At 74.8% G+C, this 23,087-nt stretch carries 24 protein-coding genes; 13 read left to right on the plus strand and 11 right to left on the minus strand.

The genetic code is table 11. The features are described 5' to 3' along the window. The 5 genes from KPL57_RS55910 to KPL57_RS55930 form a co-directional block, all read left to right on the plus strand. Positions 1-204: 2Fe-2S iron-sulfur cluster binding domain-containing protein (locus KPL57_RS55910; RefSeq protein WP_226358323.1), on the plus strand; the 204-nt coding region annotated here is incomplete at its 5' end. Positions 205-268: 64 nt separating this feature from the next. After that, positions 269-883 (plus strand): phosphoribosylanthranilate isomerase, encoded by a 615-nt coding sequence (locus KPL57_RS55915; protein ID WP_226358324.1) that lies wholly within the window; start codon positions 269-271, stop codon positions 881-883. Between the two features lie 96 nt (positions 884-979). Next, positions 980-2,158: a CaiB/BaiF CoA-transferase family protein gene (locus KPL57_RS55920; protein ID WP_226358325.1), complete on the plus strand. Its 1,179-nt coding sequence runs from the start codon at positions 980-982 to the stop codon at positions 2,156-2,158. A gap of 10 nt (positions 2,159-2,168) precedes the next feature. Then, on the plus strand, positions 2,169-3,374 hold the full coding sequence (locus KPL57_RS55925) for an alpha-amylase family glycosyl hydrolase (RefSeq protein WP_226358326.1): 1,206 nt from the start codon (positions 2,169-2,171) through the stop codon (positions 3,372-3,374). A gap of 221 nt (positions 3,375-3,595) precedes the next feature. Beyond that, on the plus strand, positions 3,596-4,480 hold the full coding sequence (locus KPL57_RS55930; protein WP_226358327.1) for a hypothetical protein: 885 nt from the start codon (positions 3,596-3,598) through the stop codon (positions 4,478-4,480). Positions 4,481-4,559: 79 nt separating this feature from the next. On the opposite strand, the gene KPL57_RS55935 is transcribed toward KPL57_RS55930, so the two are convergent. Further along, on the minus strand, positions 4,560-5,117 hold the full coding sequence (locus KPL57_RS55935; RefSeq protein ID WP_226358328.1) for a DUF305 domain-containing protein: 558 nt from the start codon (positions 5,115-5,117) through the stop codon (positions 4,560-4,562). A 63-nt stretch (positions 5,118-5,180) separates the two neighbouring features. Next, positions 5,181-5,750 (minus strand): hypothetical protein, encoded by a 570-nt coding sequence (locus KPL57_RS55940; RefSeq protein ID WP_226358329.1) that lies wholly within the window; start codon positions 5,748-5,750, stop codon positions 5,181-5,183. Between the two features lie 75 nt (positions 5,751-5,825). Between KPL57_RS55940 and KPL57_RS55945 the strand changes: the two genes are divergently transcribed. The 3 genes from KPL57_RS55945 to KPL57_RS55955 all read left to right on the plus strand — a co-directional run bounded on the left by KPL57_RS55945 (position 5,826) and on the right by KPL57_RS55955 (position 8,789). Continuing rightward, positions 5,826-6,107 (plus strand): metal-sensitive transcriptional regulator, encoded by a 282-nt coding sequence (locus tag KPL57_RS55945; RefSeq protein ID WP_043278418.1) that lies wholly within the window; start codon positions 5,826-5,828, stop codon positions 6,105-6,107. 53 nt (positions 6,108-6,160) lie between these two features. Next, complete coding sequence (locus KPL57_RS55950; RefSeq protein WP_020623949.1) at positions 6,161-6,364, plus strand: heavy-metal-associated domain-containing protein; 204 nt, start codon at positions 6,161-6,163, stop codon at positions 6,362-6,364. Between the two features lie 232 nt (positions 6,365-6,596). After that, positions 6,597-8,789 carry a cation-translocating P-type ATPase gene (locus KPL57_RS55955; protein WP_226358436.1) on the plus strand — a complete coding sequence of 731 codons (2,193 nt, stop codon included), beginning with the start codon at positions 6,597-6,599 and terminating at the stop codon, positions 8,787-8,789. Here KPL57_RS55955 and KPL57_RS55960 read toward each other — a convergent pair. From KPL57_RS55960 to KPL57_RS55970, 3 genes are all read right to left on the minus strand, one after another. Next, positions 8,746-9,546 carry a GAF and ANTAR domain-containing protein gene (locus KPL57_RS55960; protein WP_226358330.1) on the minus strand — a complete coding sequence of 267 codons (801 nt, stop codon included), beginning with the start codon at positions 9,544-9,546 and terminating at the stop codon, positions 8,746-8,748. The two genes, KPL57_RS55955 and KPL57_RS55960, sit on opposite strands and share 44 nt — an antisense overlap. Before the next feature lie 133 nt (positions 9,547-9,679). Next, on the minus strand, positions 9,680-9,949 hold the full coding sequence (locus tag KPL57_RS55965; protein ID WP_226358331.1) for a hypothetical protein: 270 nt from the start codon (positions 9,947-9,949) through the stop codon (positions 9,680-9,682). Then, a complete protein-coding gene (locus KPL57_RS55970; protein WP_226358332.1) occupies positions 9,901-10,758 on the minus strand; it encodes an aromatic acid exporter family protein in 858 nt (285 codons plus the stop codon). The genes KPL57_RS55965 and KPL57_RS55970 overlap by 49 nt, the downstream gene beginning before the upstream one ends. Before the next feature lie 252 nt (positions 10,759-11,010). Here KPL57_RS55970 and KPL57_RS55975 point away from each other — a divergent pair, with 252 nt between their 5' ends. Continuing rightward, positions 11,011-11,697 (plus strand): type 1 glutamine amidotransferase, encoded by a 687-nt coding sequence (locus KPL57_RS55975; RefSeq protein WP_226358333.1) that lies wholly within the window; start codon positions 11,011-11,013, stop codon positions 11,695-11,697. Here the strand turns inward: KPL57_RS55975 and KPL57_RS55980 are convergent. The 4 genes from KPL57_RS55980 to KPL57_RS55995 all read right to left on the minus strand — a co-directional run bounded on the left by KPL57_RS55980 (position 11,669) and on the right by KPL57_RS55995 (position 16,030). Continuing rightward, the gene (locus KPL57_RS55980; protein ID WP_226358334.1) at positions 11,669-13,777 is read right to left on the minus strand and encodes a xanthine dehydrogenase family protein molybdopterin-binding subunit; all 2,109 of its coding nucleotides are present in this window, start codon (positions 13,775-13,777) and stop codon (positions 11,669-11,671) included. The two genes, KPL57_RS55975 and KPL57_RS55980, sit on opposite strands and share 29 nt — an antisense overlap. Then, positions 13,774-14,790 carry a xanthine dehydrogenase family protein subunit M gene (locus KPL57_RS55985; RefSeq protein ID WP_226358335.1) on the minus strand — a complete coding sequence of 339 codons (1,017 nt, stop codon included), beginning with the start codon at positions 14,788-14,790 and terminating at the stop codon, positions 13,774-13,776. The genes KPL57_RS55980 and KPL57_RS55985 overlap by 4 nt, the downstream gene beginning before the upstream one ends. After that, complete coding sequence (locus KPL57_RS55990; protein ID WP_226358336.1) at positions 14,787-15,368, minus strand: 2Fe-2S iron-sulfur cluster-binding protein; 582 nt, start codon at positions 15,366-15,368, stop codon at positions 14,787-14,789. Before KPL57_RS55990 ends, KPL57_RS55985 begins: the two co-directional genes overlap by 4 nt. An 80-nt stretch (positions 15,369-15,448) precedes the next feature. Continuing rightward, positions 15,449-16,030 (minus strand): TetR/AcrR family transcriptional regulator, encoded by a 582-nt coding sequence (locus KPL57_RS55995; RefSeq protein ID WP_226358337.1) that lies wholly within the window; start codon positions 16,028-16,030, stop codon positions 15,449-15,451. A 125-nt stretch (positions 16,031-16,155) separates the two neighbouring features. On the opposite strand from KPL57_RS55995, the gene KPL57_RS56000 reads away from it, so the two are divergent. Beyond that, positions 16,156-17,409, plus strand: coding sequence for an FAD-dependent monooxygenase (locus tag KPL57_RS56000; protein ID WP_226358338.1), 1,254 nt, complete (start codon positions 16,156-16,158; stop codon positions 17,407-17,409). On the opposite strand, the gene KPL57_RS56005 is transcribed toward KPL57_RS56000, so the two are convergent. Together KPL57_RS56005 and KPL57_RS56010 are read right to left on the minus strand one after the other, a co-directional pair. After that, positions 17,361-17,816: a MarR family winged helix-turn-helix transcriptional regulator gene (locus KPL57_RS56005; RefSeq protein ID WP_075311011.1), complete on the minus strand. Its 456-nt coding sequence runs from the start codon at positions 17,814-17,816 to the stop codon at positions 17,361-17,363. The genes KPL57_RS56000 and KPL57_RS56005 overlap by 49 nt on opposite strands. Before the next feature lie 64 nt (positions 17,817-17,880). Then, positions 17,881-19,104 carry an ISAs1 family transposase gene (locus KPL57_RS56010; RefSeq protein WP_226351754.1) on the minus strand — a complete coding sequence of 408 codons (1,224 nt, stop codon included), beginning with the start codon at positions 19,102-19,104 and terminating at the stop codon, positions 17,881-17,883. 364 nt (positions 19,105-19,468) lie between these two features. On the opposite strand from KPL57_RS56010, the gene KPL57_RS56015 reads away from it, so the two are divergent. Genes KPL57_RS56015 through KPL57_RS56025 form a run of 3 tightly spaced genes read left to right on the plus strand, consistent with a single transcriptional unit; the run spans position 19,469 to position 23,081 of the window. After that, positions 19,469-20,164, plus strand: a complete 696-nt coding sequence (locus tag KPL57_RS56015) for an ABC transporter ATP-binding protein (protein ID WP_043276963.1) — start codon at positions 19,469-19,471, stop codon at positions 20,162-20,164. Beyond that, positions 20,161-21,381: an ABC transporter permease gene (locus KPL57_RS56020; protein WP_226358339.1), complete on the plus strand. Its 1,221-nt coding sequence runs from the start codon at positions 20,161-20,163 to the stop codon at positions 21,379-21,381. Before KPL57_RS56015 ends, KPL57_RS56020 begins: the two co-directional genes overlap by 4 nt. Positions 21,382-21,401: 20 nt before the next feature. After that, positions 21,402-23,081 (plus strand): HlyD family efflux transporter periplasmic adaptor subunit, encoded by a 1,680-nt coding sequence (locus KPL57_RS56025; RefSeq protein ID WP_226358340.1) that lies wholly within the window; start codon positions 21,402-21,404, stop codon positions 23,079-23,081. Positions 23,082-23,087: the final 6 nt, after the last annotated feature.

Consider the following 23,087-nt stretch of genomic DNA (forward strand, 5'->3'; position numbering starts at 1 on the left):
GATCCTCGACGCGCTCGAGGCGCCGGGATCACGATGCTGTCCTCGTGCCGGGAGGGGACCTGCGGCACCTGCGAGACCGGGGTGCTGGGCGGCGAGCCCGACCATCGCGACTCGCTGCTCTCCGACGACGAGCGCGCCGCGGGCGAGGTGATGATGGTCTGCGTGTCCCGCTCGCGGTCCCCGCGGCTCGTGCTGGACCTGTAGCCGATCTGCCGGCCTCCTTCCCGGCGCGCCGGGCGGCGCGGCCGCGCCACGTAGGGTCGACCCCGTGTTCGTGAAGGTGTGCGGGTTGTCCCACCCGGCCGACGTCGACGCGGCCGTGGCCGCCGGCGCGCGGGCCGCCGGACGCGGTCGGTTCGTCGTGTACCCGCCGAGCCCCCGCCACGTCGACCCGGCCGGGCTGGCCGCACTCGTCGCGCGGGTGCCGGACGGGGTGCGGTCGGTGGTCGTGGTCGCCGACCTGCCCGCGGGCGAGGCCGCCGCGGTGACCGCCGACGCCCGGCGCCGACGTGCTGCAGCTGCACGGCCGCTACACCGCCGGGGACTTCGCCGTCGCCCCGGGCGGCACCCGGTCACCCTGTGGCGGGCCACCTCGCTGGCGGACGACCCGGACCTCACCGTCGGTCTGCACGGCGAGGAGGTCCTGCTGCTCGACTCCCCCGTCGCCGGGTCCGGCGAGCGCTGGGACGCCGAGGCACTCGACCCGAAGCCGGACGGGCGCTGGCTGCTCGCGGGCGGTCTGGACCCCGGCACGGTCGGCGAGGCGGTGCGCCGGGTGCGGCCCTGGGGCGTCGACGTCTCCAGCGGCGTCGAGTCCGCCCGCGGGGTGAAGGACCACGGGCGCATCCGCGACTTCGTCGCCGCCGTCCGCGACGCCGGCTGACCCCGGCCGGGCCCACGACGGCCGGGCGGGGCGTCGTCGGTCGGGGTCGTGCATGATCCGGGGGACCAGGCATAGTCTCGACGCCGAGGAGCCGTCATGGCCACGGACGCACAGCTCCCCCTGGAGGGCCTGCTCGTCGTCTCCTGCGAGCAGGCCGTCGCCGCGCCGCTGGCGACCCGGCACCTCGCCGACCTCGGCGCCCGCGTCATCAAGATCGAACGCGAGGGCTCCGGCGACTTCGCCCGCGACTACGACGAGACCGTCCACGGCATGTCCAGCCACTTCGTGTGGCTCAACCGGTCCAAGGAGTCGGTCACCCTCGACCTGAAGTCCGACGACGGACGCGCCACGATGCTGCGGCTGCTGGAGCGGGCCGACGTGTTCGTGCAGAACTTCGCCCCGGGTGCCGCCGAGCGGCTCGGGCTCGGCGCCGCCGCCCTGCGCGAGCGGTACCCCCGGCTGGTGACCTGCTCGATCTCCGGCTACGGCAGCTCCGGCCCGTACCGCGACGCGAAGGCCTACGACCTGCTCATCCAGTCCGAGGCCGGGCTCGTCTCGATCACCGGCACCGAGGACGCCCCCGCCAAGAGCGGCATCCCGGCCGCCGACATCGGCGCCGGCATGTACGCGTTCTCCGGCATCCTGTCCGCGCTCTACGAGCGGGAACGCACCGGGCTGGGCACCGACCTGGAGGTCAGCCTGTTCGACTCGCTGGTGGAGTGGATGGGCTACCCGCTCTACTACGCCGGCTACGGCGGCACCGCCCCACGGAGGACCGGCACCAGCCACGCCGCGATCGCCCCGTACGGCACGTTCTCCGCCGGGGACGGCACCGACGTCGTCCTGTCGATCCAGAACGAACGCGAGTGGGTGACGTTCTGCGAGGTCGTGCTGCGCCGCCCGGAGGTCGCGACCGACCCGCGGTTCTCCAGTGGCCGGGCCCGGGTGGAGAACCGCCCCGCCCTGCACGCCGAGATCGACACCGTGCTGACCGGCCTGACCGGCGACGAGCTCGTCGCGCGGCTGGTCGCGGCGCGGATCGCGCACGCCCGGCAGCGGGAGGTCGGCGAGGTGCTGGAGCACCCGCAGCTCGCCGCGCGGGACCGGTGGACCGAGGTCGACAGCCCGGTCGGGCCGCTGCGGGCGCTGCAGCCGCCGATCACCGTCGCCGGGCGGCGGGCACGGATGGACCCGGGCCCGGCCGTCGGCGAGCACACCGAGGCCGTCCTCGCCTGGCTCGACGGGCACCGGGCCGAGGACCCGTTCGACGACTAGGGTCGCGCGGATGGACTGGGTACGGCACGCGATCTGGTGGCACGTGTACCCGCTGGGGTTCACCGGGGCCCACCCCGACCGCGGCGACGGGGCGGACCACTCGCTGCGGCGGATCATCGGCTGGCTCGACCACGCGGTCGCGCTGGGGGCGAACGGACTGCTGCTCGGCCCGGTGTTCGCCTCGGCCACCCACGGCTACGACACCACCGATCACCTGCGGATCGACCCGCGCCTGGGCTCGGGCGCCGACTTCGACGCGCTTGTCGCCGAGGCGAAGGGGCGCGGCCTGCGGATCCTGCTCGACGGCGTCTTCAACCACGTCGGGCCCGAACACCCCAGGCTGCTCGCCGCCCGCGCCGACCCCGGCGGGCCGGACGACGCCTGGTTCCGGCACACCGACGACGGGGAGATCGCCGTCTTCGAGGGCCACCCCGGCCTGCACACCCTCGACCACGACAACCCCGCGGTGCGCGACCACGTCGTGGACGTGCTCTGCCACTGGCTCGACCGCGGCGCCGACGGGTGGCGGCTCGACGCCGCGTACACCGTCCCCGACGACTTCTGGGCCGACGTCCTCCCCCGCGTCCGCGCACGCCACCCGGGCGCCTGGTTCCTCGGCGAGGTCATCCACGGCGAGCACGACGCGGTCACCGCCGCCACCACGATCGACGCGCTCACCCAGTACGAGCTGTGGAAGGCGGTCTGGTCGAGCCTCAACGACGGCAACCCGCACGAGCTGGCGTGGGCGCTGCAGCGCCACGACCGGTTCGTCGCCGCCGCGGTGCCGAACACCTTCCTCGGCAACCACGACGTCACCCGGCTCGCGTCGCAGCTGCACGACCGCCGCCACATCGAGCTGGCCGTGGCCGTGCTGTGCACCGTCGGCGGCACCCCCTCGGTCTACGCCGGCGACGAGCTCGGCCTCACCGGGGTCAAGGAGGAGCGGGCAGGCGGCGACGACGCGGTCCGCCCCGAGTTCCCCGCCGACGGGTCCTTCCCCGACGGCGCCGACCCGCACGTCCTCGCGGTGCACCAGGAGCTGATCGGGCTGCGCCGGCGCCATCCCTGGCTGTACGACGCGCGGACCGAGGTGGCCGAGGCCACCGACGACCGGCTCGTCTACGTCAGTCACGGCGACGGCAGCCACGGGGACGGCGGAGCGCTGCGGGTCACCCTCGACTACGCCGCGGGCACCTGGGACGTCCAGGACGCCTGACCCGCCTCGGCAACCGGTGGATCACCGTTGATCCTTCCGGCGGAGCCGCCCGCCACTCGCAGCACCGCGACGGCCGGTGGTCGCGGACCGACCCCGCGGCGGCAACCCGATCCGTACGGTCGATCACGGAACGGTCACGGTCTTGATCCCCAGCAGGACCCGCGCGCCCCGCTCCCCAGGCATCCGGGCGCAGCCGTCTCCGACGAGGAAGGACGCCCTGCGTGCCGAGGAACATCCCCGGCTCCGTGGCGGCCCGGCGCTCCCCGAGCCGGACCGACCCGAGCCGACCGTTGCCGTCGACGACCGTCGTCACCCGTGACGTCGGCCCGGAGCGGGGCGGGAGGCACCGCCGCGCGGGCCGGGCCCGCACCCTGCAGGTCCTCACCTCCGCGCTCGCGGGCGGCGGACTCGTCGCCGCGCACGCCGCGACCGGCGGCGGGCTCCCCCGGGTCGACGACCTCGCGCTGCAGGCGTTCAGCTCCCCGGCCGCGGACGCGTCGCCGACCGACGCGGCCACCGCGGCGCCGTCGGCACACTCCGGGACGGCGCGGTCGCTGGCCGAGCCGCCGCCCCCGGTCGACGTCGACGCGATCGTCGGCGCCGCGAACGGTGCGGTCGGCTCCGCGGTGACCGCCCGCGACGAGGCGCGCGAGCGCGCCCGGGCCGCCGCCCGCGAGGCACGGGAGGCGGCCGCCCGCGCCGCCGACTCCGCGCGCTCCTCCGCCGGGACCGGCGCACCCTCGGCCGGCGGCCCGACCGGCTCCACCACGTGTGCCCTGGGCACCGCGGGCATGGAGGGCGTCGCCACGAACGTGGCGAGGGCCGGGGAGAAGCTGCGCTGCCTGTTCGGCGTCGACTCCGTGCTGGGCATCGGCAGCCGCGGGAACGCCTCCGACCACCCGAGCGGCAAGGCCCTGGACTTCATGGTCGACCGGGCGACGGGCGACCGGCTCGCCGCCTACGCCCAGCAGAACCGGGACGAGCTCGGGATCTCCTACATCATCTGGCGGCAGCGCATCGACACCGGCAGCGGCTGGACGGCCCAGGAGGACCGGGGTGGGGCGACGGCGAACCACATGGACCACGTGCACATCTCGTTCAGCTGACGCCGCGACGATGATCGTCACGACCGAGCGGTCCGGTGCCGTTCCCGGCACCGGATCCCTCAGTCGTGACGATCTCCGCTCAGCCCAGCAGCGCCCGCATCTCGGCGATCTCCGCCTGCTGCGTGTCGACGATCCGCTGCGCCAGCTGCCGTGCCCGCGGGTCCACCCCGGCGTCGAGCTCGGCGCGGGCCATGGTCACCGCACCCTCGTGGTGGGCGATCATCATCTCGAGGAACGACCGGTCGAACGCGGCGCCGGACGCGCGTTCCAGCCCGGCCATCTGCTCGTCGGACATCATCCCGGTCATCCCGGCCATGTCACCGTGACCGGCGTGGGGGTCCGCGGCGGGCGCGGCGCCCCAGTCGGCCAGGAACCCCTGGAGCTGCCCGATCTCCGGGCCCTGGGCGGCCTCGATCCGGTCGGCGAGGGCGCCCACGCGGGCCCCGGCGCGGCCGTCGGCGAGCCGTGCCATCGCGATCGCCTGCTCGTGGTGCGGGATCATGCCCTGGGCGAAGGTGACGTCGGCGCTGCTCGACGACGCGGCCGGCGGTGCGGACGCGGCTCCGCCGGCACAGCCGGTCAGGACGAGGGCAGCGGTCAGTGCCGTGGCGGCGAGCGCCACGTTCGTGCGTGTCATGTGTCGGTACTCCCGTGTCGTGGGTGCTCGGCGGCTCCGGCGCTCTCCCGCGCCGGAGGCCGGTCACGTCCGCGACACGCAGAGCAGCGCGAGCCGCCGTGGGACCGGGGGCGGGCGGCCGGTCGGTCCGGTCCGCGGGCGCCCCGGGCCGACCGGCCCCCGCGACGACGGCAGCGGCGTCCACCCGGACAGCAGCACGGCCGCGGCCAGGACGACCCCGGCCACGAGCACGGCCAGGCACAGGTGCAGCAGGTGCGCGGCCCCGTTGTGCGACGACCCGTGGGGACCGGGACGCATGCCCCCCGCCGACGCGCCGTCCGGGACGGGGTGCGCCGGTACCGCGGCGGCACGGGCCGGTCCATCGTGCAGTGCCGAGTGCAGTGCCGAGTGCAGTGCCGAGTGCAGTGCCGAGTGCAGTGCCGAGTGCAGTGCCGAGTGCAGTGCCGAGTGCAGTGCCGAGTGCAGTGCCGAGTGCAGTGCGGAGTGCGAGGCAGGGTGCGGGGCGAGGTGCGCGGCGACCGCGGGACGGTCGTGGACACCGGAGTGCGCGGACGGCGCCGCGAGCGCGTGCATCCCCAGCAGCCCGAGCAGCACCGGCAGCACGAGCACGAGCAGCCGGGTCCGGTCCGTCACACCCCGACCGTACCGGCGGGGTGGATACCACTACCCCCTAGGGGTATGGTCGTGGTGGACCCCGAGGAGGACGCGATGCCCGGCTACGCCGACACCAAGGACGCGCACGTCAAGCGGATGCGCCGGATCGAGGGCCAGGTCCGCGGCATCACGAAGATGATCGAGTCGGACAAGTACTGCATCGACGTGCTGACCCAGGTCGCCGCGGTCAACAAGGCCCTGGAGGCCGTCGCGCTGGGCCTGCTCGACGAGCACCTGAAGCACTGCGTCGCCGACGCCGCCGCCGAGGGCGGCCCCGTCGCCGAGGAGAAGATCCAGGAGGCCAGCGCGGCGATCGCCCGGCTGGTCCGATCCTGACCCCGATGGCGCCGGACCCCGATGGCGCCGAACCCCGCACAGGAGAGCGCACGATGAGCACCGCCAGCTACACCGTCACCGGCATGACCTGCCAGCACTGCGTCGCCTCGGTCACCGAGGAGATCAGCGAGATCGCCGGCGTCACCGACGTGGCCGTCGACCTGCCGACCGGCGCCGTCACCGTCACCAGCGACGACGAGGTCTCCACCGAGGCCGTCCGCGACGCCGTGCGCGAGGCGGGCTACCAGCTCGTCTGAGCACCCCACCCGACCACCCACCCGGCGCGGGTCGCGACCGCCACCCGCGCCGGGTCGCCCCGGAGGACCGACCATGAGCGACACGTCCCCGGCCCACGGACCCGTCACCGCCCTGCCCCGCGCAGCCGCGACCGGGACCGTCGCCGAGAGCGGCCCAGCCAGCGCAGACAGCACAGCCGGCCCGGGCAGCACAGCCGGCACCGTCACCGAGATCGAGCTCGCCGTCGGCGGCATGACCTGCGCGTCCTGCGCGAACCGCATCGAGCGCAAGCTCAACAAGCTCGACGGCGTCACCGCCACCGTCAACTACGCCACCGAGAAGGCGCGGATCAGTGCCCCCGGCGGCGTCGGGCTCGACACCCTGCTCGGGACCGTCGAGGCGGCCGGCTACACCGCCACCCCGCCGAGCGCCGAGCCCGACCCGGACCCCGAGCGCGACCTGCGTGACCTGCGGAACCGGCTGATCGGCGCCGTCGTGCTGTCGGTGCCGGTCGTCGTCCTCGCGATGACGCCCGCGTGGCAGTTCGTCGGCTGGCAGTGGGTCTCGCTGCTGCTCACCCTGCCGGCGTGGGGCTGGGCCGGGGCGCCGTTCCACCGGGCCGCCTGGACGAACCTGCGTCACGGCGCCGCCACGATGGACACCCTCGTCTCGATGGGGACGACGGCCGCGCTCGCCTGGTCGCTCTACGCGCTGTTCCTCGGCACCGCCGGGATGCCCGGCATGGTGCACCCCTTCGAGCTGACGATCTCGCGCACCGACGGCAGCGGGAACATCTACCTGGAGGTCGTCGCCGCGGTCGTCACCTTCGTGCTGGCCGGTCGCTACGTCGAGCTCCGCTCCCGCCGCCGGGCCGGCGCCGCGCTGCGCGCGCTGCTGCAGATGGGCGCGAAGGACGTGACGGTGCTCCGCGACGGCGCCGAGGTGCGCGTCTCCGTCGACGAGCTCACGGTGGGCGAGGAGTTCGTCGTACGCCCCGGGGAGAAGGTCGCCACCGACGGCGAGGTCGTCGACGGCCGGTCGGCGGTCGACGTCTCGATGCTCACCGGCGAGTCGGTGCCGGTCGAGGTCCGGGCCGGTGACACCGTCGTCGGCGGGTGCGTGAACTCCGGCGGGCGGCTCGTCGTGCGGGCCACCCGGGTCGGTTCGGACACCGCGCTCGCGCAGATGGCGCGGCTGGTCGAGGAGGCGCAGAACGGCAAGGCCGAGGTGCAGCGCCTCGCCGACCGGATCTCCGCGGTGTTCGTGCCGGTCGTCGCCGTGATCGCCGCCGCGACGCTGCTGGCCTGGATCCTCACCGGCGCCCCGGCCTCGACCGCGTTCACCGCGGCCGTCGCCGTGCTGATCATCGCCTGCCCGTGCGCGCTCGGGCTGGCCACACCGACCGCGCTGCTCGTCGGCACCGGCCGCGGCGCCCAGACCGGCATCCTGATCAAGGGCCCGGAGATCCTGGAGTCGACGCGCCGGGTCGACACCGTCGTGCTCGACAAGACCGGCACCGTCACCACCGGCACCATGGCGCTGACCGGTGTGCACACCGCCGACGACACCGACGAGGCGACCGTGCTGCGCCTCGCCGGTGCGCTGGAGCGCGCCTCGGAGCACCCGGTGGCCGCCGCGATCGCCGGGGCCGCCACCGAGCGGGTCGGTGACCTGCCCGCCGTCACCGACTTCACCAACCACGAGGGTCTCGGCGTGCAGGGCGTCGTCGACGGTCACGCCGTGCTCGTCGGCCGCCCGCGGCTGCTCGAGCAGTGGTCGGTCCCGCTGTCCGACGACCTCGCCGCGGTCGCCGCGGACGAGGCCGCGCGGGGCCGCACGACGGTCGCCGTCGCCTGGGACGGGGCCGCCCGCGCCGTGCTCGTCGTCGCCGACACCGTGAAGCCGACGCCGGCGGAGGCGATCGCGGAGTTCCGCAGGCTCGGGCTGCGCCCGGTGCTGCTCACCGGGGACAACCGGGCCGTCGCCGAGACCGTCGCCCGTGAGGTCGGCATCGAGCCCGGCCCGGAGACCGTCGTCGCCGACGTGCTGCCAGCGGACAAGCTCGCCGTGGTGACGCGGCTGCAGGAGCAGGGCCGGGTCGTCGCGATGGTCGGCGACGGGGTGAACGACGCGGCCGCGCTGGCCCGGGCCGACCTGGGCCTGGCCATGGGCACCGGCACCGACGTGGCGATCGAGGCGTCGGACATCACCCTGGTCCGGGGCGACCTGCGGGCCGCGGCCGACGCCGTCCGGCTGTCCCGGCGCACGCTGGGCACGATCCGGGGCAACCTGTTCTGGGCGTTCGCCTACAACACGGCCGCGATCCCGCTGGCCGCGTTCGGGCTGCTCAACCCGATGATCGCGGGTGCGGCGATGGCGTTCAGCTCGGTGTGCGTGGTGCTCAACAGTCTGCGGCTGCGCCGGTTCCGTCCGCTGGCGGTGTGACCCCGCCGGCCGCGGGGTCGCGGGCCAGGTGCTCGGCGATCGAGCGGAGCTTGATGTTGAGGTGCTGCGAGGCACGGGTGAGCCGGTCGAAGGCCTGCTCCGAGGTGATCCCGTAGCGCTCCCGCAGGATGCCGATCGCCTCGCCGATCACCTGCCTGCTCCGGACGGCCTCGTGCAGGTTCTCCCGCGTGCGTGCGGCGTCGATGGCGACGGCGGCGTGCGCGGCCAGCACCGCGATCCGGTCCTGCGCGGCGGTGTCGAACGCGCCAGCGGCGCCGAAGACGTTCAGGGCGCCGGTGGTGCGGTCGTCGGTGAACAGCCGCGACGCCACCACCGAGCCGGTCCCCCGGCGCGCGGCGGCCGGGCCGAAGCGGGGCCAGCGCGGGTCGTGCTCCAGATCCGCCGACACGACGTTGCGGTCGGCGCGGATCGCCTGCAGGCACGGACCCTCCCCCAGCTCACGCTGCAGGTCGTCGAGGATCTGCGCGGACGGGCCGGTGCTCGCCGGGGTGACGATCCGGCCACCCGTGGTGAGGGTGAGCGTCGCGTGGGTGCAGCCCTCCACGAGGCCGGTGCAGGCCTCGATCACACGCTCGCAGGCGTCGGTGGCGTCCTGGGCACGGTAGAAGTGCCGGGACAGCCCGGCCATGACGCCGGCCAGCTCCTCGGGGGCGCGGGCGGCGTCGGCGTCGGCACGGAACTCCCCGGAGGGCCGCTGTGACAGCTCGTCGGTCCAGGGCGACCGCCGTGCCGTCATCTGCCGCTCCTCGGTGTCCGGGGGGCGGCCCCGCCGGCTGCAGGATCTCAACCGACAGGACCTGGGCCGGCGTACGCCCCGGGTACGAGTGCCGGCATGGTCCTGGCGTACCCGGTCGGCGGCCGCCCACACGTCATCGGCCGGCCGGATGCAGATCCGGGCTGCGGTCGGCCGGGCCGGCGTGCAGGTGGTCCAGGCACCGCCGCAGGTGCAGCACGATCCCCGACGCGGCGAGGCTGTCCTCCCAGCCCGCGCGCTGGGAGTCGAGCCGGTCGGTGACGCGGTCCAGCGCCTCGCGGGCGGCGGCCAGGTGGCGGCGGTGCCCGTCGAGCCCGGAGCGGGCGGGTCCGCGGGTCAGGTGTGCCAGCTCCGCCGACCGGATCGCGGTGGCCAGGTCCGCCATCGCCTCCGCGACCGGGTGCGCAGCTCCGGGTCGAGGACGAGGACGGTGCGCTCGGCCCACGCCGTCTGGGCCAGGACCGTGCTGATGTCGCGGACGAGCACCGCGAGCTGTTCCAGGGTCTGCGCGGCCTCGTAGAGCTGCTGTCCGCGGGCCCGGTAGGCGCGTGCCCGCAGGTTGGCGCGCCGGCCCGCGTCGGCGGAGCGGACCGCCTCCCGCGTCGCGTCGATCAGCGGCTCGAAGTCGTGGCGGTGGCGTGTCCACTCCTCGCGCTCGGGCGGCCACCGTTCGGCCAGGACCTCCGCCATCTCCTGCAGGTGGTCGGCGATGCCGTCGCGCAGCCGCGTCACGACACGGTGCGCGCGGGCGTTCTGCGGCGGGGGTGGCAGGGCCAGGGTGACCGCGATCCCGACCAGCACACCGAGCAGGGTCTGGCCGAGGTAGCCGGCCATGAACCCGGACGGGTCGGCGGCCCCGATGAGGATGGTGAACAGCGCCGCCGTGGGGATCAGGTCCCGCGCCGCGGCCAGCACGGGCACCGCGCCCGCCGCGATCCCGGCCAGGACGGCGACGGCCACCGCCCACCACCGGGCCCCGCCCAGGTGCAGTGCGGTGGCGCCGAGACCGACACCGATGCCGGAGGCGAGCACCGCGTACAGGCTCTGGCGCAGCGAGTCGAAGACGGTCGGGTAGCAGACGAGCAGGGCTCCGAGCGGCGCGTAGTAGGGGTACTGGCCGAGCACACCGGGGACGAGGGTGGCGAGGTACCAGGCCGCGCCGGCCGCGGCGCCGGCCCGCCAGGCCAGTCGCATGCGGTGGCGCAATCCCTCGGTGAACAGAGAGGCCGGGGAGTTCGGGTGGTGCGGGATCAACGACGGCTCCGTCGGTCGTGCAGGTGGTGTGGGAAGCGGGGCCGGCTGTTCGACCGCGAGGGGCCCTGACCACCCGTCGGCCGCAGGGAACGCGGTGGAGTCCGGGGTGGCGCCGTGCGCACACGGGCGCGGGCCGGACGAGGACTACCCGCGGCCGTGCGGCACAAACCCGGCCGGTGGCAGGGTGGGCCGGTGCGCGCCATCGTGATCGGCCACGACCACGTCGCCGGGCTCGGTCTGCTCGGCCCGGCCCTGGAACGACACGGCGTCCGTCCGGAGTGGACGACGGTCGTGCGAGCGGCCCGGTACGACACCCCGGACGTCGACACCCGGTTCCCCGACCCCACCGGGGCCGACCTGGTGGTCACCCTCGGCGCGCCGTGGCCGCGGGAGCGGATCGCCGGGTGGGCGGCCCGCGAGGTCGACTTCCTGCGTGCCGCGCACGACGCCGGCGTGCCCGTCCTCGCGGTCTGCTTCGGTGCCCAGCTCCTCGCCGAGGCCCTCGGCGGCGGCCGGACGACGCTGCCGGCCGCCAGGATCGGATGGCACCCGGTCGACCCGGTCGACGGCCGCCTCCCGGCCGGACCGTGGTTCTGCTGGAACGCCGAGCAGCTCGTCGCGCCGCCCGGGGCGGAGCTGCTCGCGACCAGCGGGGCCGGACACGAGGCGTTCCTGGCCGGCCGCAGCGTGGGCGTGCAGTTCCACCCCGAGATGACCGTGGACCTGCTGGAGCGCTGGTTCACCCTCGGTGTGCCCGACGGTCTCGACGCCGACGCGCTCCGGGCGGCGACGGCGGCGCAGGACCCGCAGCGACTCGCCGAACGGGCGCAGCGGGTCCTGGCCCTCGCGCTCAGACCGCCAGGAAGTGCTCCAGCGTGATCGGCAGCGACCGGACCCGCACGCCGGTGGCGTGGTGGGCGGCGTTCGCGACGGCCGCGGCCACCCCGACGATCCCGATCTCGCCGATGCCCTTGGCACCCACCGGGTTGACGAGCGGGTCGTGCTCGTCGACCCACTCGGCGTCGATGTCGCCGACATCGGCGTTCGCCGCCACGTGGTAGCCGGCGAGGTCGTGGTTGACGACGTGCCCGCGGGCCGGGTCGACGACGCCCTCCTCGTGCAGCGCCATCGACAGCCCCCACACCATCCCGCCGAGGAACTGCGAGCGGGCGGTCAGCGGGTTGAGGATGCGTCCCGCGGCGAACACCCCCAGCATCCGCGGCACCCGGATCTCGCCGGTGTCGGCGTGCACCGCGACCTCGACGAAGTGCGCTCCGTGCGCGCCCATCGCGTACTCGGCCATCGCCGGGTTGTGCCCGGCGACGCCGTCGGCCTCCGCCCCGTCCTCGGGGTCGGTGCCCCACTTGTCGCGGAACCGGTCGGCGGCCTCGACGATCGCCGTCGCCCAGGACGCGGTGCCTGCGGAGCCCCCGGCCATGGTCGCGTGCGGCAGGCCGGTGTCGCCCAGGTTCAGGTCCACCTGCGCGGGCGGCACCCCGAGCGCCTCGGCCGCGATCTGAGTGAGCACCGTGCGGGCGCCCTGGCCGATGTCGGACGCGGCGATGTCCACCCGGTAGCGGCCCGGCGCTCCGGTACCGGGGTCCCCGTCGGCTGAGTACCGGATCGCAGCGGCGGAGCCGGGCATCGCGAACGTCGGGAAGAACGCCGCGGCGACACCGGTGCCGTGCCACCAGCCGTCGACGAGCCGGGTGCGCGGCCGCGGGTCGCGGTCCGCCCAGCCGAACCGGTCGGCGCCCCGCCGCAGGCAGGCCACGAGGTTCCGGCTGGAGAAGGGCCTGCCGGTGTCGGGGTCGACGTCGGGCTCGTTGCGGATCCGCAGCTCGACCGGGTCGATCCCGAGCGCGACGGCGAGCTCGTCGACCGCGGACTCCGCACCGAAGCTGCCGGGTGCCTCGCCGGGAGCGCGCATGTACGTCGGCGTCGACAGGTCCAACGGCACCACCCGGTGCGAGGTCGCCCGGTGCGGCGCCGCGTACAGGTGCCGGCTCATCACCGCGGTCGGCTCGCCGTACTCGGCCATCCGTGCCCCGCCCTCGACGACGTCGTGGGCCAGCGCGTGCAACCGACCGTCGGTCCCCGCGCCGAGCCGGACCCGCTGCACGGTCGCCGGCCGGTAGCCGGTGGTGTCGGTCATCTCGCGCCGGGTGAGCGACAGCTTCACCGACCGGCCGGGGACGGCCCGCGCCGCGAGCACGGCCAGCACCGAGCCCGCGTGCAGCGCGCCCTTGGTCCCGAACCCGCCGCCGACGTGCGGCGAGACGACGGTGACGTCGTCGTCGCCGATCCCGAACAACGCCGCGACCTGGCGCCGGGCGTCCCAGACCGACTGCGAGGCCTCGAACAGGGTGAGGTGCCTGCCGTCCCAGCGGGCCACGGTCGAGTGCGGCTCCATCGGGTGGTGGTACTCGATCGGTGTGCGGTAGGTGGCGTCGATCCGTACCGGGGCCTGCGCGAACGCCGTCTCCGGGTCGCCGGTGCGGGTGTCCGGCGGGAACGCGACCACCACCTCGGGGGTGTAGGCCTGCGACGAGTCGGGGTCGAACGCGGTGACGGCGTCCTCGGCGTCGTAGGTGACGACGACGGCGCCGGCGGCCTCCCGGGCCGCCTCGGCGGTCTCGGCGAGCACCGCGGCGACGTACTGGCCGCGGTGGTGCACGGCGCGGGTCTGCAGGACGGCCTGCTCGGTGCTCGCGCCGTCGTCGAGCCGCGGCGCGGTGTCCGCGGTGAGCACGGCGACCACCCCGGGGACCGCGGCCGCGGCGGCGGTGTCGACCGCGCGGACCCGGCCACGGGCGATCGTCGCGCCGACACCGCACAGGTGCAGCGGCGCGACGGTGTCCTGCTCGTAGGCGTAGACGGCGTTGCCGGTGACCTTGGCGGGGCCCTCGATCCGGGTGTGCGCGGTGCCCGCGGTGCCGGGGGTGACGGTGCTGGTCATGCGGCCTCCGTCCGGTGCGCGGCGAGGCCGCGCAGGGTGGCGGTGACCGTGCCGGCCACCAGCGGGATCTTGAAGGCGTTGCCGCCGACGGCGGTGTCCACCGCACGGGCGTCGGCGGTCTCGGCCGCCGCGGCGGCCCGGAACGCCTCGTCGGTGGCGGGCCCGCCGAGCAGCGCCTGCTCGGCGCGGTGCGCCCGCCACGGCCGGTGCGCGACCCCGCCGAGGGCGATCCGCACGTCGCGGACGGTGCCGTCGTCGGCGACGTCGAGGGCCGCGGCCACCGACACCAGCGCGAACGCGTAGGAGGCGCGGTCGCGGACCTTGCGGTAGGCCGAGCGCGCGGCGACCGGCAGTGCGGGCAGCTCGACCGAGGTGATCAGCTCCCCGTGCTCCAGCACGGTGTCGCGGGACGGGTCGTCGCCGGGCAGCCGGTGCAGCTCGGTCGCGGCGACGGTGCGCTCCCCGTCCGGGCCGAGGACGTGCACCCTGGCGTCGAACGCGGCCAGGGCGACCGCCATGTCCGACGGGTGGGTCGCGATGCAGCCGCCCTCGGGCGCGCCGAGGATCGCGTGGTGGCGGGCCCAGCCCTGCTGCGCGGAGCAGCCCTGCCCCGGGTCGCGCTTCGTGCAGGGCGCGGTGAGGTCGGCGAAGTAGGAGCAGCGGGTGCGCTGCAGCAGGTTCCCGCCGGTCGTCGCCATGTTGCGCAGCTGCCCCGAGGCCCCGGCGAGCAGCGCCGCGGACAGCGCCGGGTAGTCGCGCCGGACCCGCGGGTCCACGGCGACGTCGGTGTTGCGGGCGCCCGCGCCGATGGAGAGGCCGCCGTCGGCGGTCGGGGTGATCGCGGTGGACAGCAGCCCGGTGACGTCGACGAGCGTGCCCGGGCCGGCCACGCCCAGCTTGAGGTGGTCGACGAGGTTGGTGCCCCCGGCCAGGTAGACGGCGGACGGGTCGGCGGCGACGGTCGCGACGGCGGCCGCGGCGTCGCCGGGGCGGGTGTAGGCGAACGGCTTCACCGCGACGCCCCCGCTCCGGTGCCCACGGCGCTGACGGCGCTGACGGCGCTGACGATGCCGGAGTAGGCCGCGCAGCGGCACAGGTTCCCGGACAGGCGCTCGGCGATCTCGGCACGGTCCAGCACGGCTGGCCCGTCGGCGGACAGGTCGGAGGTGACCGCGCTGGGGTGCCCGGCGCGGGCCTCGTCCAGCATCCCGACGGCCGAGCAGATCTGGCCGGGGGTGCAGTAGCCGCACTGGTAGGCGTCGTGGGTCACGAAGGCCTCGGCGAGCGGGTGCAGGTCCGTGCCGTCACCGAGGCCGTCACCGAGGCCGTCGCCGAGGCCGTCGGCGGTGGTGACCGCGGCGTCGTCGTGGGCGACGGCGAGCGAGAGGCAGGACAGCACGCGGCGGCCCGGCCCCTGCTCGCCGGGCCCGGCCATCAGGACGGTGCACGCACCGCACTGGCCGTGGTCGCAGCCCTTCTTGGCGCTGGTCACGCCGAGCCGGTCACGCAGCGCGTCGAGGACCGTGGTGCGGGTGTCGACCGTCAGCTCGTGGCGACGGCCGTCGACGGTGAGGGAGATCGTGGAGTCCACGATGGTGCGCTCCCTCGGGAGACGGAGTGGAGACGCCGAAACGGAGCCTCCTCCGCTACTATAGAGGAACGATGTTCCGGTTAGGCAACCCGAAGACCGGCGAGGAAGAAGCCGACGGCGCGCCGGGGGTCGTAGGCAGGGCCGGCGTCGGCAGGGTCGGCGTCGGCACCGAAGCACAGGTTGCCGATCCCGCGCAGCACCTCGTAGGTGGTGACGTCGGACGGCAGCTGCCCGGCATCCCGAGCCGCCCGGACGATCTCCTCCGCCGCCGGCAGCAGCCGCTCCACGAACAGCTCGTGCAGGGCGGCGGAACGGCCGTCGTCGTGGACGAGCATCGCGACCAGCCCGTGCTTGGTGACGACCAGGTCGACGAACTCCCCGACCCACGCCACGAGCGCGTCGAACGGCGTCGGGCCGGCGTCCAGGCAGGTCCGGGCGGCCGCGACACAGCTCTCGACCTGGTGCCGATAGACGGCGACCACCAGGTCGGGCCGGGTCGGGAAGTGCCGGTAGACCGTCCCCACACCGACCCCCGCGCGGGCGGCGATCGCCCGGACCGGCGCATCGACGCCCGAGGTCACGAACTCGGCCGCGGCGGCCTCGAGCAGGGCGGCGCGACTGCGCCGGGCGTCGGACCGCACCGGTTCCCGCTGCACACCCACCACAGACTCCCCTGCCGCCCGGAACGCTGTTCCGCATCGTATCCGGCACAGCGTTCTGCTCCATCTCGGGAGACGAGGTCGTCGCGCAGGTTTAGCCGACCGGGTAGTTCGGTCATCTAACTACCATGACCTCCTCCCGGCACGCACTCATCTCCGGCGCCGGCATCGCCGGCTCCGCGCTCGCCCTGCGCCTGACCGCGTACGGCTGGCGCACCACCGTCCTGGAGCGCACGCCGCGACGGCGCGACGAGGGGCACAACGTCGACGTCCGCGGCGCCGCACGCGAGATCCTGCGCCGGATGGGACTGGAGGACGCGGTGCGAGCCGCGGGCACCCGGGAGGTCGGCTTCCGCGTGATCGGCGACGACGGGCGGGCCGTCGCGGAGATCCCGATGGACCCGACCGGGCCGACCGACGGGCCGACCGCCGAGCTGGAGATCCTGCGCGGGGAGCTGGCCCGGGTGCTGATCGAGGCCGCGCCGGCGTCCACGACGTTCCGGTTCGGCACCCGGATCACCGGCGTCGAGGACCGGGGCACCGCCGACGGCCCGGCCCGGGTCACCCTCGACGACGGCACCACCGTCACCGCCGACCTCGTCGTGGTCGCCGAGGGGCTGCGGTCGCGCACCCGCGACCTGGTCTTCGACGACGTCACGGTCCGCGAGACCGGTATGTACGGCGCCTACCTGACGATCCCCCGCACCACCGACGACGACGCCTGGTGGAACTGGTTCCACGGGACCGGCTCGCGCGGGGTGCACCTGCGCCCGGACAACCTGGGCACCACCCGCGCCATGCTGACCTTCCTGTCCGGGGTGCGCGGCCTGGAGACCCTCGGCGACGCCGACGTCCGCACCGTCCTCCGCCGGACCTTCGCCGACGCGGGCTGGGTCGCCCCGCGGATCCTGCGCGAGCTCGGCGACGGGCCGGACGGGGCCCCGATGTACTTCGACGCCGTCGGTCAGGTCATGGCCCCGCGCTGGAGCTCGGGACGGGTGGTGCTGCTCGGCGACGCCGCGCACTGCCCGTCGCCACTGGGCGGCGGGGGCACGAGCCTGGCACTGATCGGCGCCTACGTGCTGGCCGGGGAGCTGGCCTCCCGCCCCGGCGACACCGCAGGCGCACTGCGCCGCTACGAGGAGCTGCTGCGGCCCGCGACCGATCGGGCGCAGAAGCTCCCGCCGCTGAGGCTGGCCAACCCGCGGACCCGGGCCGGGATCCGGACGCTGCGCACCGCGTTCCGGGCCGTCGCGAGCCCGGCCGGGAAACGGGTCACCGGAATGCTCGGGGCCACGCCGACCGGCGCGGTCGACACGTTCGGCCTCCCGGACTACCCGGCGCCGAGCTCGTCGAGCGTCGCGACGACCTCGCGCAGGTAGCGCTCGACGACCGCGCCCTCGTCGTCGGAGAGGCGGCGAGCGACGTCGTCGAGGGCCCGGACGGCCGGCTCCCACTGCGCGAGCCGCGCACGGAAGGACTCCTCCCGCGAGCGCACGGTGACGCGGCGGCGGTCGTGCGGGTCGGGCACCCGCTCCAGGTGACCTGCCGCCTCGAGCCGGTCGATCAGCGCGGTGGTCGAGGCCGGCCGCAGGTCGAGCCGCCGGGCCAGCTCGGTCGGCCCGAGCGAGCCGTGCACGTCGAGCAGCCGCAGCGCCCACAGGTCGGTCGGGTGCAGCCCCGCCCGCCGGGCCTGTCTCCCGGTGAACTCGTGGGTCGCCCGGGTCACCGCCTCCAGCGCGACGGTCGGGCCGGCGAGCCCCTCCAGCAGGTGTCGGCTCTCGCTCATGCGGCCTCCCGGCTTCGGTCCACGGCACCGTAGCCGGACAGGGCCCAGGGCCCCGGCAAAGTCGCTAGATGATCTTGTAGGTGGTCAGTGGTCGATGGGGGTCGCGGGCGTGGTGGCGGAGTGCTGCGGCGATGTTGCTGACGCCGTGCAGGCGTAGCGCGGTGATCGCGAGGTTCCGCAACGCCGACATGACCTGCGGGGCGTGACCGGTGTGGGCGGTGGCGCGGTCTTCGTCGAAGCAGACATCACGGACCCAGTGCAGGCGATTCTCGATCGACCAGTGCCCACGGATCCAGCGGGCGAGCAGTCCTGGATCGGCGTCGGTGCTGGTCAGGCTGGTGATCGCGTAGGCGGTCTCGGTTCTCCACTTCCCGCCAGGCCGCAGTGGGCGACGCCGGCGCACCAGCTTGATCGCCTGGGATGCGTGGGGGAAGAACTCTGCGCCCAGGTCGGGACAGGGGTGCAGGCTGACCACGCTGATCGTGCGGGTCTCGACGCGGCCGTGCCCACGCCCGCGTTGACGATCAGCGACGCCGATCTGGGTCCAGGGCAGCGCCCGTACCCGTGCCAGCAGCGTGGGCTGGTTCGCTTTGATCGTCATCAGGTAGTGCCCGCCGCGGCGGTGTAGGTAGTCGGCGTGGGCTCGCTGGGTGTGCAGAGCGTCCGCGGTGACCAGTACATCGTCGAGGTCGAGGGGGTCGAGCAGCGCGGTGAACGCGGTGATCTCGCTGCCCTTCTCTGCGACCTGAACCTGGCCGAGCACGCCACCGCTGGTCTGGTCGAGCACCGACACCAGATGCGGGAGCCAGACCCTGCCGTCGGCGGCACGGACGCGGGCGCCGCGCAGGGTCTTGCCGTCCAAGGCCAGCACGCGACGCTGTTCTCGCCGGGGTGTGCCCTCCGCCGCCGGCTGGGCGCTGAGCTGGGGCAACACCCAGGACTGCAACGCCGCCTCCAGCGCCGAGGCGTCGACCCGCTGCAGGACCCGGCGGATGGTCGACTCGTGCGGAGCGACCGCGCCCACCCCGAGCACGTCCAGCACGGCGCGGCCGACGTCATGGGCGTACTCGGCGATCGCGGTGAACGACCGGGCCCCCGCCAACACCGCGCACGCCCCCAGTAGCAACACCGCGAGGACACCGTGGCGGACACCGCGTGGTTTCCGCGGGTCCGGCACTCGCGACAGGGCCTCCACCAGCGACAACCCCGCCGCCTCACCGACCGGCGCGGCTCTCCCCGCGTCAGGACCGACCTCCAGGCCTTCCAGAGCAGCAACGATCGGAGACACTGACACTGCGGACACAGGCTTCCTGACGTGAGCAAGGATTCGACACCCTCATGATCACGCCAAGCCTGTGTCCGCACCCACCCCCACCCCCCACATCACCGCAGCTCAGGACCCACCCATCACGACTTTGCCGGGGCCCTGGGACAGGGCCGGCCGCATTCGCGGCGGGATCGGTCACGAGATGGTCACGAATTCATCGCGCCCCCGTCGGGGGCGATCACCCTGTCGCCTCCCTGGAATGGCGACGATTCCGCGTAAACTGATCAACCAACCGCAGGTGACGGCCCTGTGATGTGATTCACTCGATCGAGTGGCGACGCATTTTTGCCCACCATTCCCGGAGTCGACCCGACGAATTCCCGGAATGCCGGCGTGCGTAATCTCCGGAATCGTGATCGAACTCGAGGGGGTCTCCAAGGTCTACCGGACCGGAGCCCTCGAGCTGCGCGCACTCGACTCCGTGGACCTGCGCGTCGACGACGGCGACCTCGTCGCGATCATGGGCCCCTCCGGCTCGGGCAAGTCCACGATGATGAACATCCTCGGCTGCCTCGACGTGCCGAGCTCCGGCAGCTACCGGCTCGACGGCATCGACGTCGGCCGGATGTCGGACAACCGGCTCGCCGACATCCGGCTGCAGAAGATCGGCTTCGTCTTCCAGTCGTTCAACCTGCTGCCGCGCACCACCGCGCTGGCCAACGTGGAGCTGCCGCTGGTCTACGCCGGCGGGCGCGACCGCCGGGGCCGGGCGCGGCGCGCGCTGGAGCGGGTCGGGCTCGCCGACCGCGGCGACCACCGGCCCAACGAGCTCTCCGGCGGCCAGCAGCAGCGCGTCGCGGTGGCCCGCGCACTGGTCACCGACCCGTCGATGATCCTGGCCGACGAGCCGACCGGGAACCTCGACACCACCTCGACCACCGACGTGATGAACCTGTTCGTGGAGCTCAACGAGTCCGGCCGCACGGTCGTGCTGATCACCCACGAACCCGAGGTCGCCGAGTTCGCCAAGAGGGTCGTGACCCTGCGCGACGGCCGGATCGTGAGTGACGAGCGCCGATGACGATCTGGGAGTCCGCGCGGATCGCGGTACGGGGCCTGCGGGCCGGGCCGCTGCGGTCGCTGCTGACGATGCTCGGGATCATCATCGGGGTCGCCGCGGTGATCGTGCTGGTCGCGTTCGGCAACGGGCTGCAGCGCTTCGTCGCCGACGCGTTCGGGCCGCTCGCCAACCAGATCCAGATCACCCCGGACCGCGGCGGCATCAGCGGCACCGGCACCCCGCGCGACCTCACCGACGCCGACGTCCGCGCCCTGCGCGACCGGGCCTCCGCCCCGGCGGTCGCCTCGGTCAGCCCGTCGGTGACCGGCTCGGCGCAGCTGCAGCTGGCCGGCGGCGGGAGCGTCCGCAGCGGCGTGACCGGCGCCGACGCCGACTATCTCGACATCGCCAACCGGGAGCTCGTCGTCGGGTCGTTCTTCGACGACCGGCAGGCCACGACCCGGGCGAAGGTCGTGGTGCTCGGCCCCAACCCGGTGGCCACGTTGTTCGGCGGCCGCGCCGGCGAGGCGCTCGGCTCGGAGGTGCGGATCGGTCGCACCTCGTTCCGGGTGATCGGCGTGCTCGCGGCCAACGGGCAGCAGGACGACGTCGCGGTCATGCCGCTGGGTGCCGCGCGGGCCTACCTGACCGGCGGCGGCGACGACGTCGACCAGATCACCGTGCGGGCGGTGTCCACCGACGCGGTGCCGCAGGCGGTCGAGCAGGTCACCACGATCCTCGACGAACGGCACCGCATCGACGACCCGCAGGACCGCGACTACACCGTCACCGCGCTGCAGAGCCTGCTCGACCAGTCCTCACAGGTCCTGAGCTTCGTGACGATCTTCGTCGCGGCGGTCGCGGGCATCTCGCTGCTGGTCGGGAGCATCGGCGTCGCCAACATCATGCTGGTCACGGTGACCGAGCGGACCCGCGAGATCGGCATCCGCAAGGCCATCGGCGCACGCCGCCGCGCGATCCTGCAGCAGTTCCTCATCGAGGCGATGGTCCTGACCGGCATCGGCGGGGTCATCGGGATCCTGCTCGGCGTCGGCGTGTCCGCGCTGGCCGGGATCGTCCTGCCCCGCCTCGTGCCCGACTTCCCCGCCCCGACGGTGTCGGCCGGATCGGTGGTGCTCGCCTTCGGGGTCAGCCTGCTGATCGGGCTGCTCGCCGGCGGTTTCCCCGCCAACCGGGCCGCACGGATGCGGCCCATCGACGCACTGCGGCACCAGTGACAGCAGCTGAGGAGCACTTCATGACCCGACTGCGGCTCGCGGGCAGCCTGCTGCTCGCCGGACTCGTCGGCCTCACGGCCTGCAGCGGCGGGGAGCAACCGCCGCCGACGGCCGTCGTCGACCGGGGTGTGGTCTCCACCGGGGTGTCGGCGTCGGGCTCGCTGGTGTCGATCACCCAGCAGAACCTCGGGTTCACCGAGGGCGGCCGGATCACCGAGCTGCTGGTCGAGGTCGGCGAGACCGTCGCGGCGGGGCAGCCGCTGGCCAGGCTGGACGACGCCGAGGCCCGGTCGAAGGTCGTCGCCGCGCAGGCCGCCCTGGACCAGCAGCAGGCGTCGCTGGGCAAGCTGACCGGCGCGAACACCGTCGAGGCCGCACAGACCTCGCTGGGCTCGGCCGAGTCGGTGCTCGCCGCGACCCGCGACCAGGTCGGTGCGCAGAACGCCGCGAACGACACCGCCGTCGAGCGGGCGAAGGTCCAGCTGGCCTTCGACCGCAAGCAGCTCGCCGCGGCGCAGGAGAAGCTGGAGACCGACCGGCGGGCCTGCAAGCGCTCCGGTGGCAGCACCGCGACCGCCACCCCGGCCCCGGCCACCCCGGAGCCCGACTCCGCGTCCTCCGGCGGCGGCCTGCTCGGCGGCCTGTCCGGCGGGTCCGGCACGTCGGGCGGGTCCGGACTCGGCGCGGCCACGACCGACCCGGCCTGCACCGCCGTCGCCGCCGACGAGCAGGCCGTGACGACGGCGAAGGGCCAGGTCATCGCCTCCCAGACGGCGCTGGCGCAGGCCGAGGGCACCCGCGACACCGGGGCCGCCTCCGGCCGGGTCTCGATCGCGAACGCCGAGAGCGCGGTCGCCGACGCCCGATCCCAGCTCACCGGGGCGAACAACGACGCGCCGGCCGACGTCGCGGTGCAGGACGCCGTGGTCGCCGACGCCCGCAACACCCTCGCCGACGCCCAGCGCGGCCTGGACGACACGCTGCTGCGCGCCCCGGTCGCCGGCACCGTGTCCGCGATCAACGGCGCGGTCGGCGACGTCGTGCCCGCCGCGAGCTCCACGACCGCGCTCGCCCCCGGCTCCGACGCCCGGATCCCGCAGGCCGTCGGGTCGGCGTCGGCGGCATCGGGCGCCGCGGGGGCCACCGGGGGCGGCGCGTCCGCGGCCGGCGGGGCCCCGTTCATCACCCTCAACGACCTGCAGACCTACCAGCTGGTCGTCCCGTTCGAGGAGAGCGACGCGGCCCGGGTCGCGCCGAACCAGACGGTCGACGTCACCGTCGACGCACTGCCCGGGGTGAGCCTGCCCGCGACCGTGGTGGCCGTCGCCCCGACCGCGACGCAGCTCTCCGGCGTCGTGAGCTACTACGCGACCGTCGTGCTGAACCGCACCGACCCCCAGCTGCGCGACGGCCAGACCGCGCAGGCCGACGTGCGCACCGAGGCCCGCAACGGGGTGCTGCGGGTGCCCAACACCGCCGTCCGGCAGGAGGGCGGGCGCTCGGTCGTCGACGTGCCCGGCGACGACGGCGCCCCGGTGACCCGGCAGTTCGTCCCCGGCCTGGTCGGTGACCAGTTCACCGAGGTCCGCTCCGGCCTGGACGACGGCCAGCAGGTCCTGCTGCCGCAGGCCACCGTCGCGGCGACCCCGGGCGGCCCCGGCGGAGGCGGCCCCGGCGGGGGCGGCGCGGGCGGGAACTGACCCGCT

The organism is Pseudonocardia sp. ICBG601 (assembly GCF_020496245.1).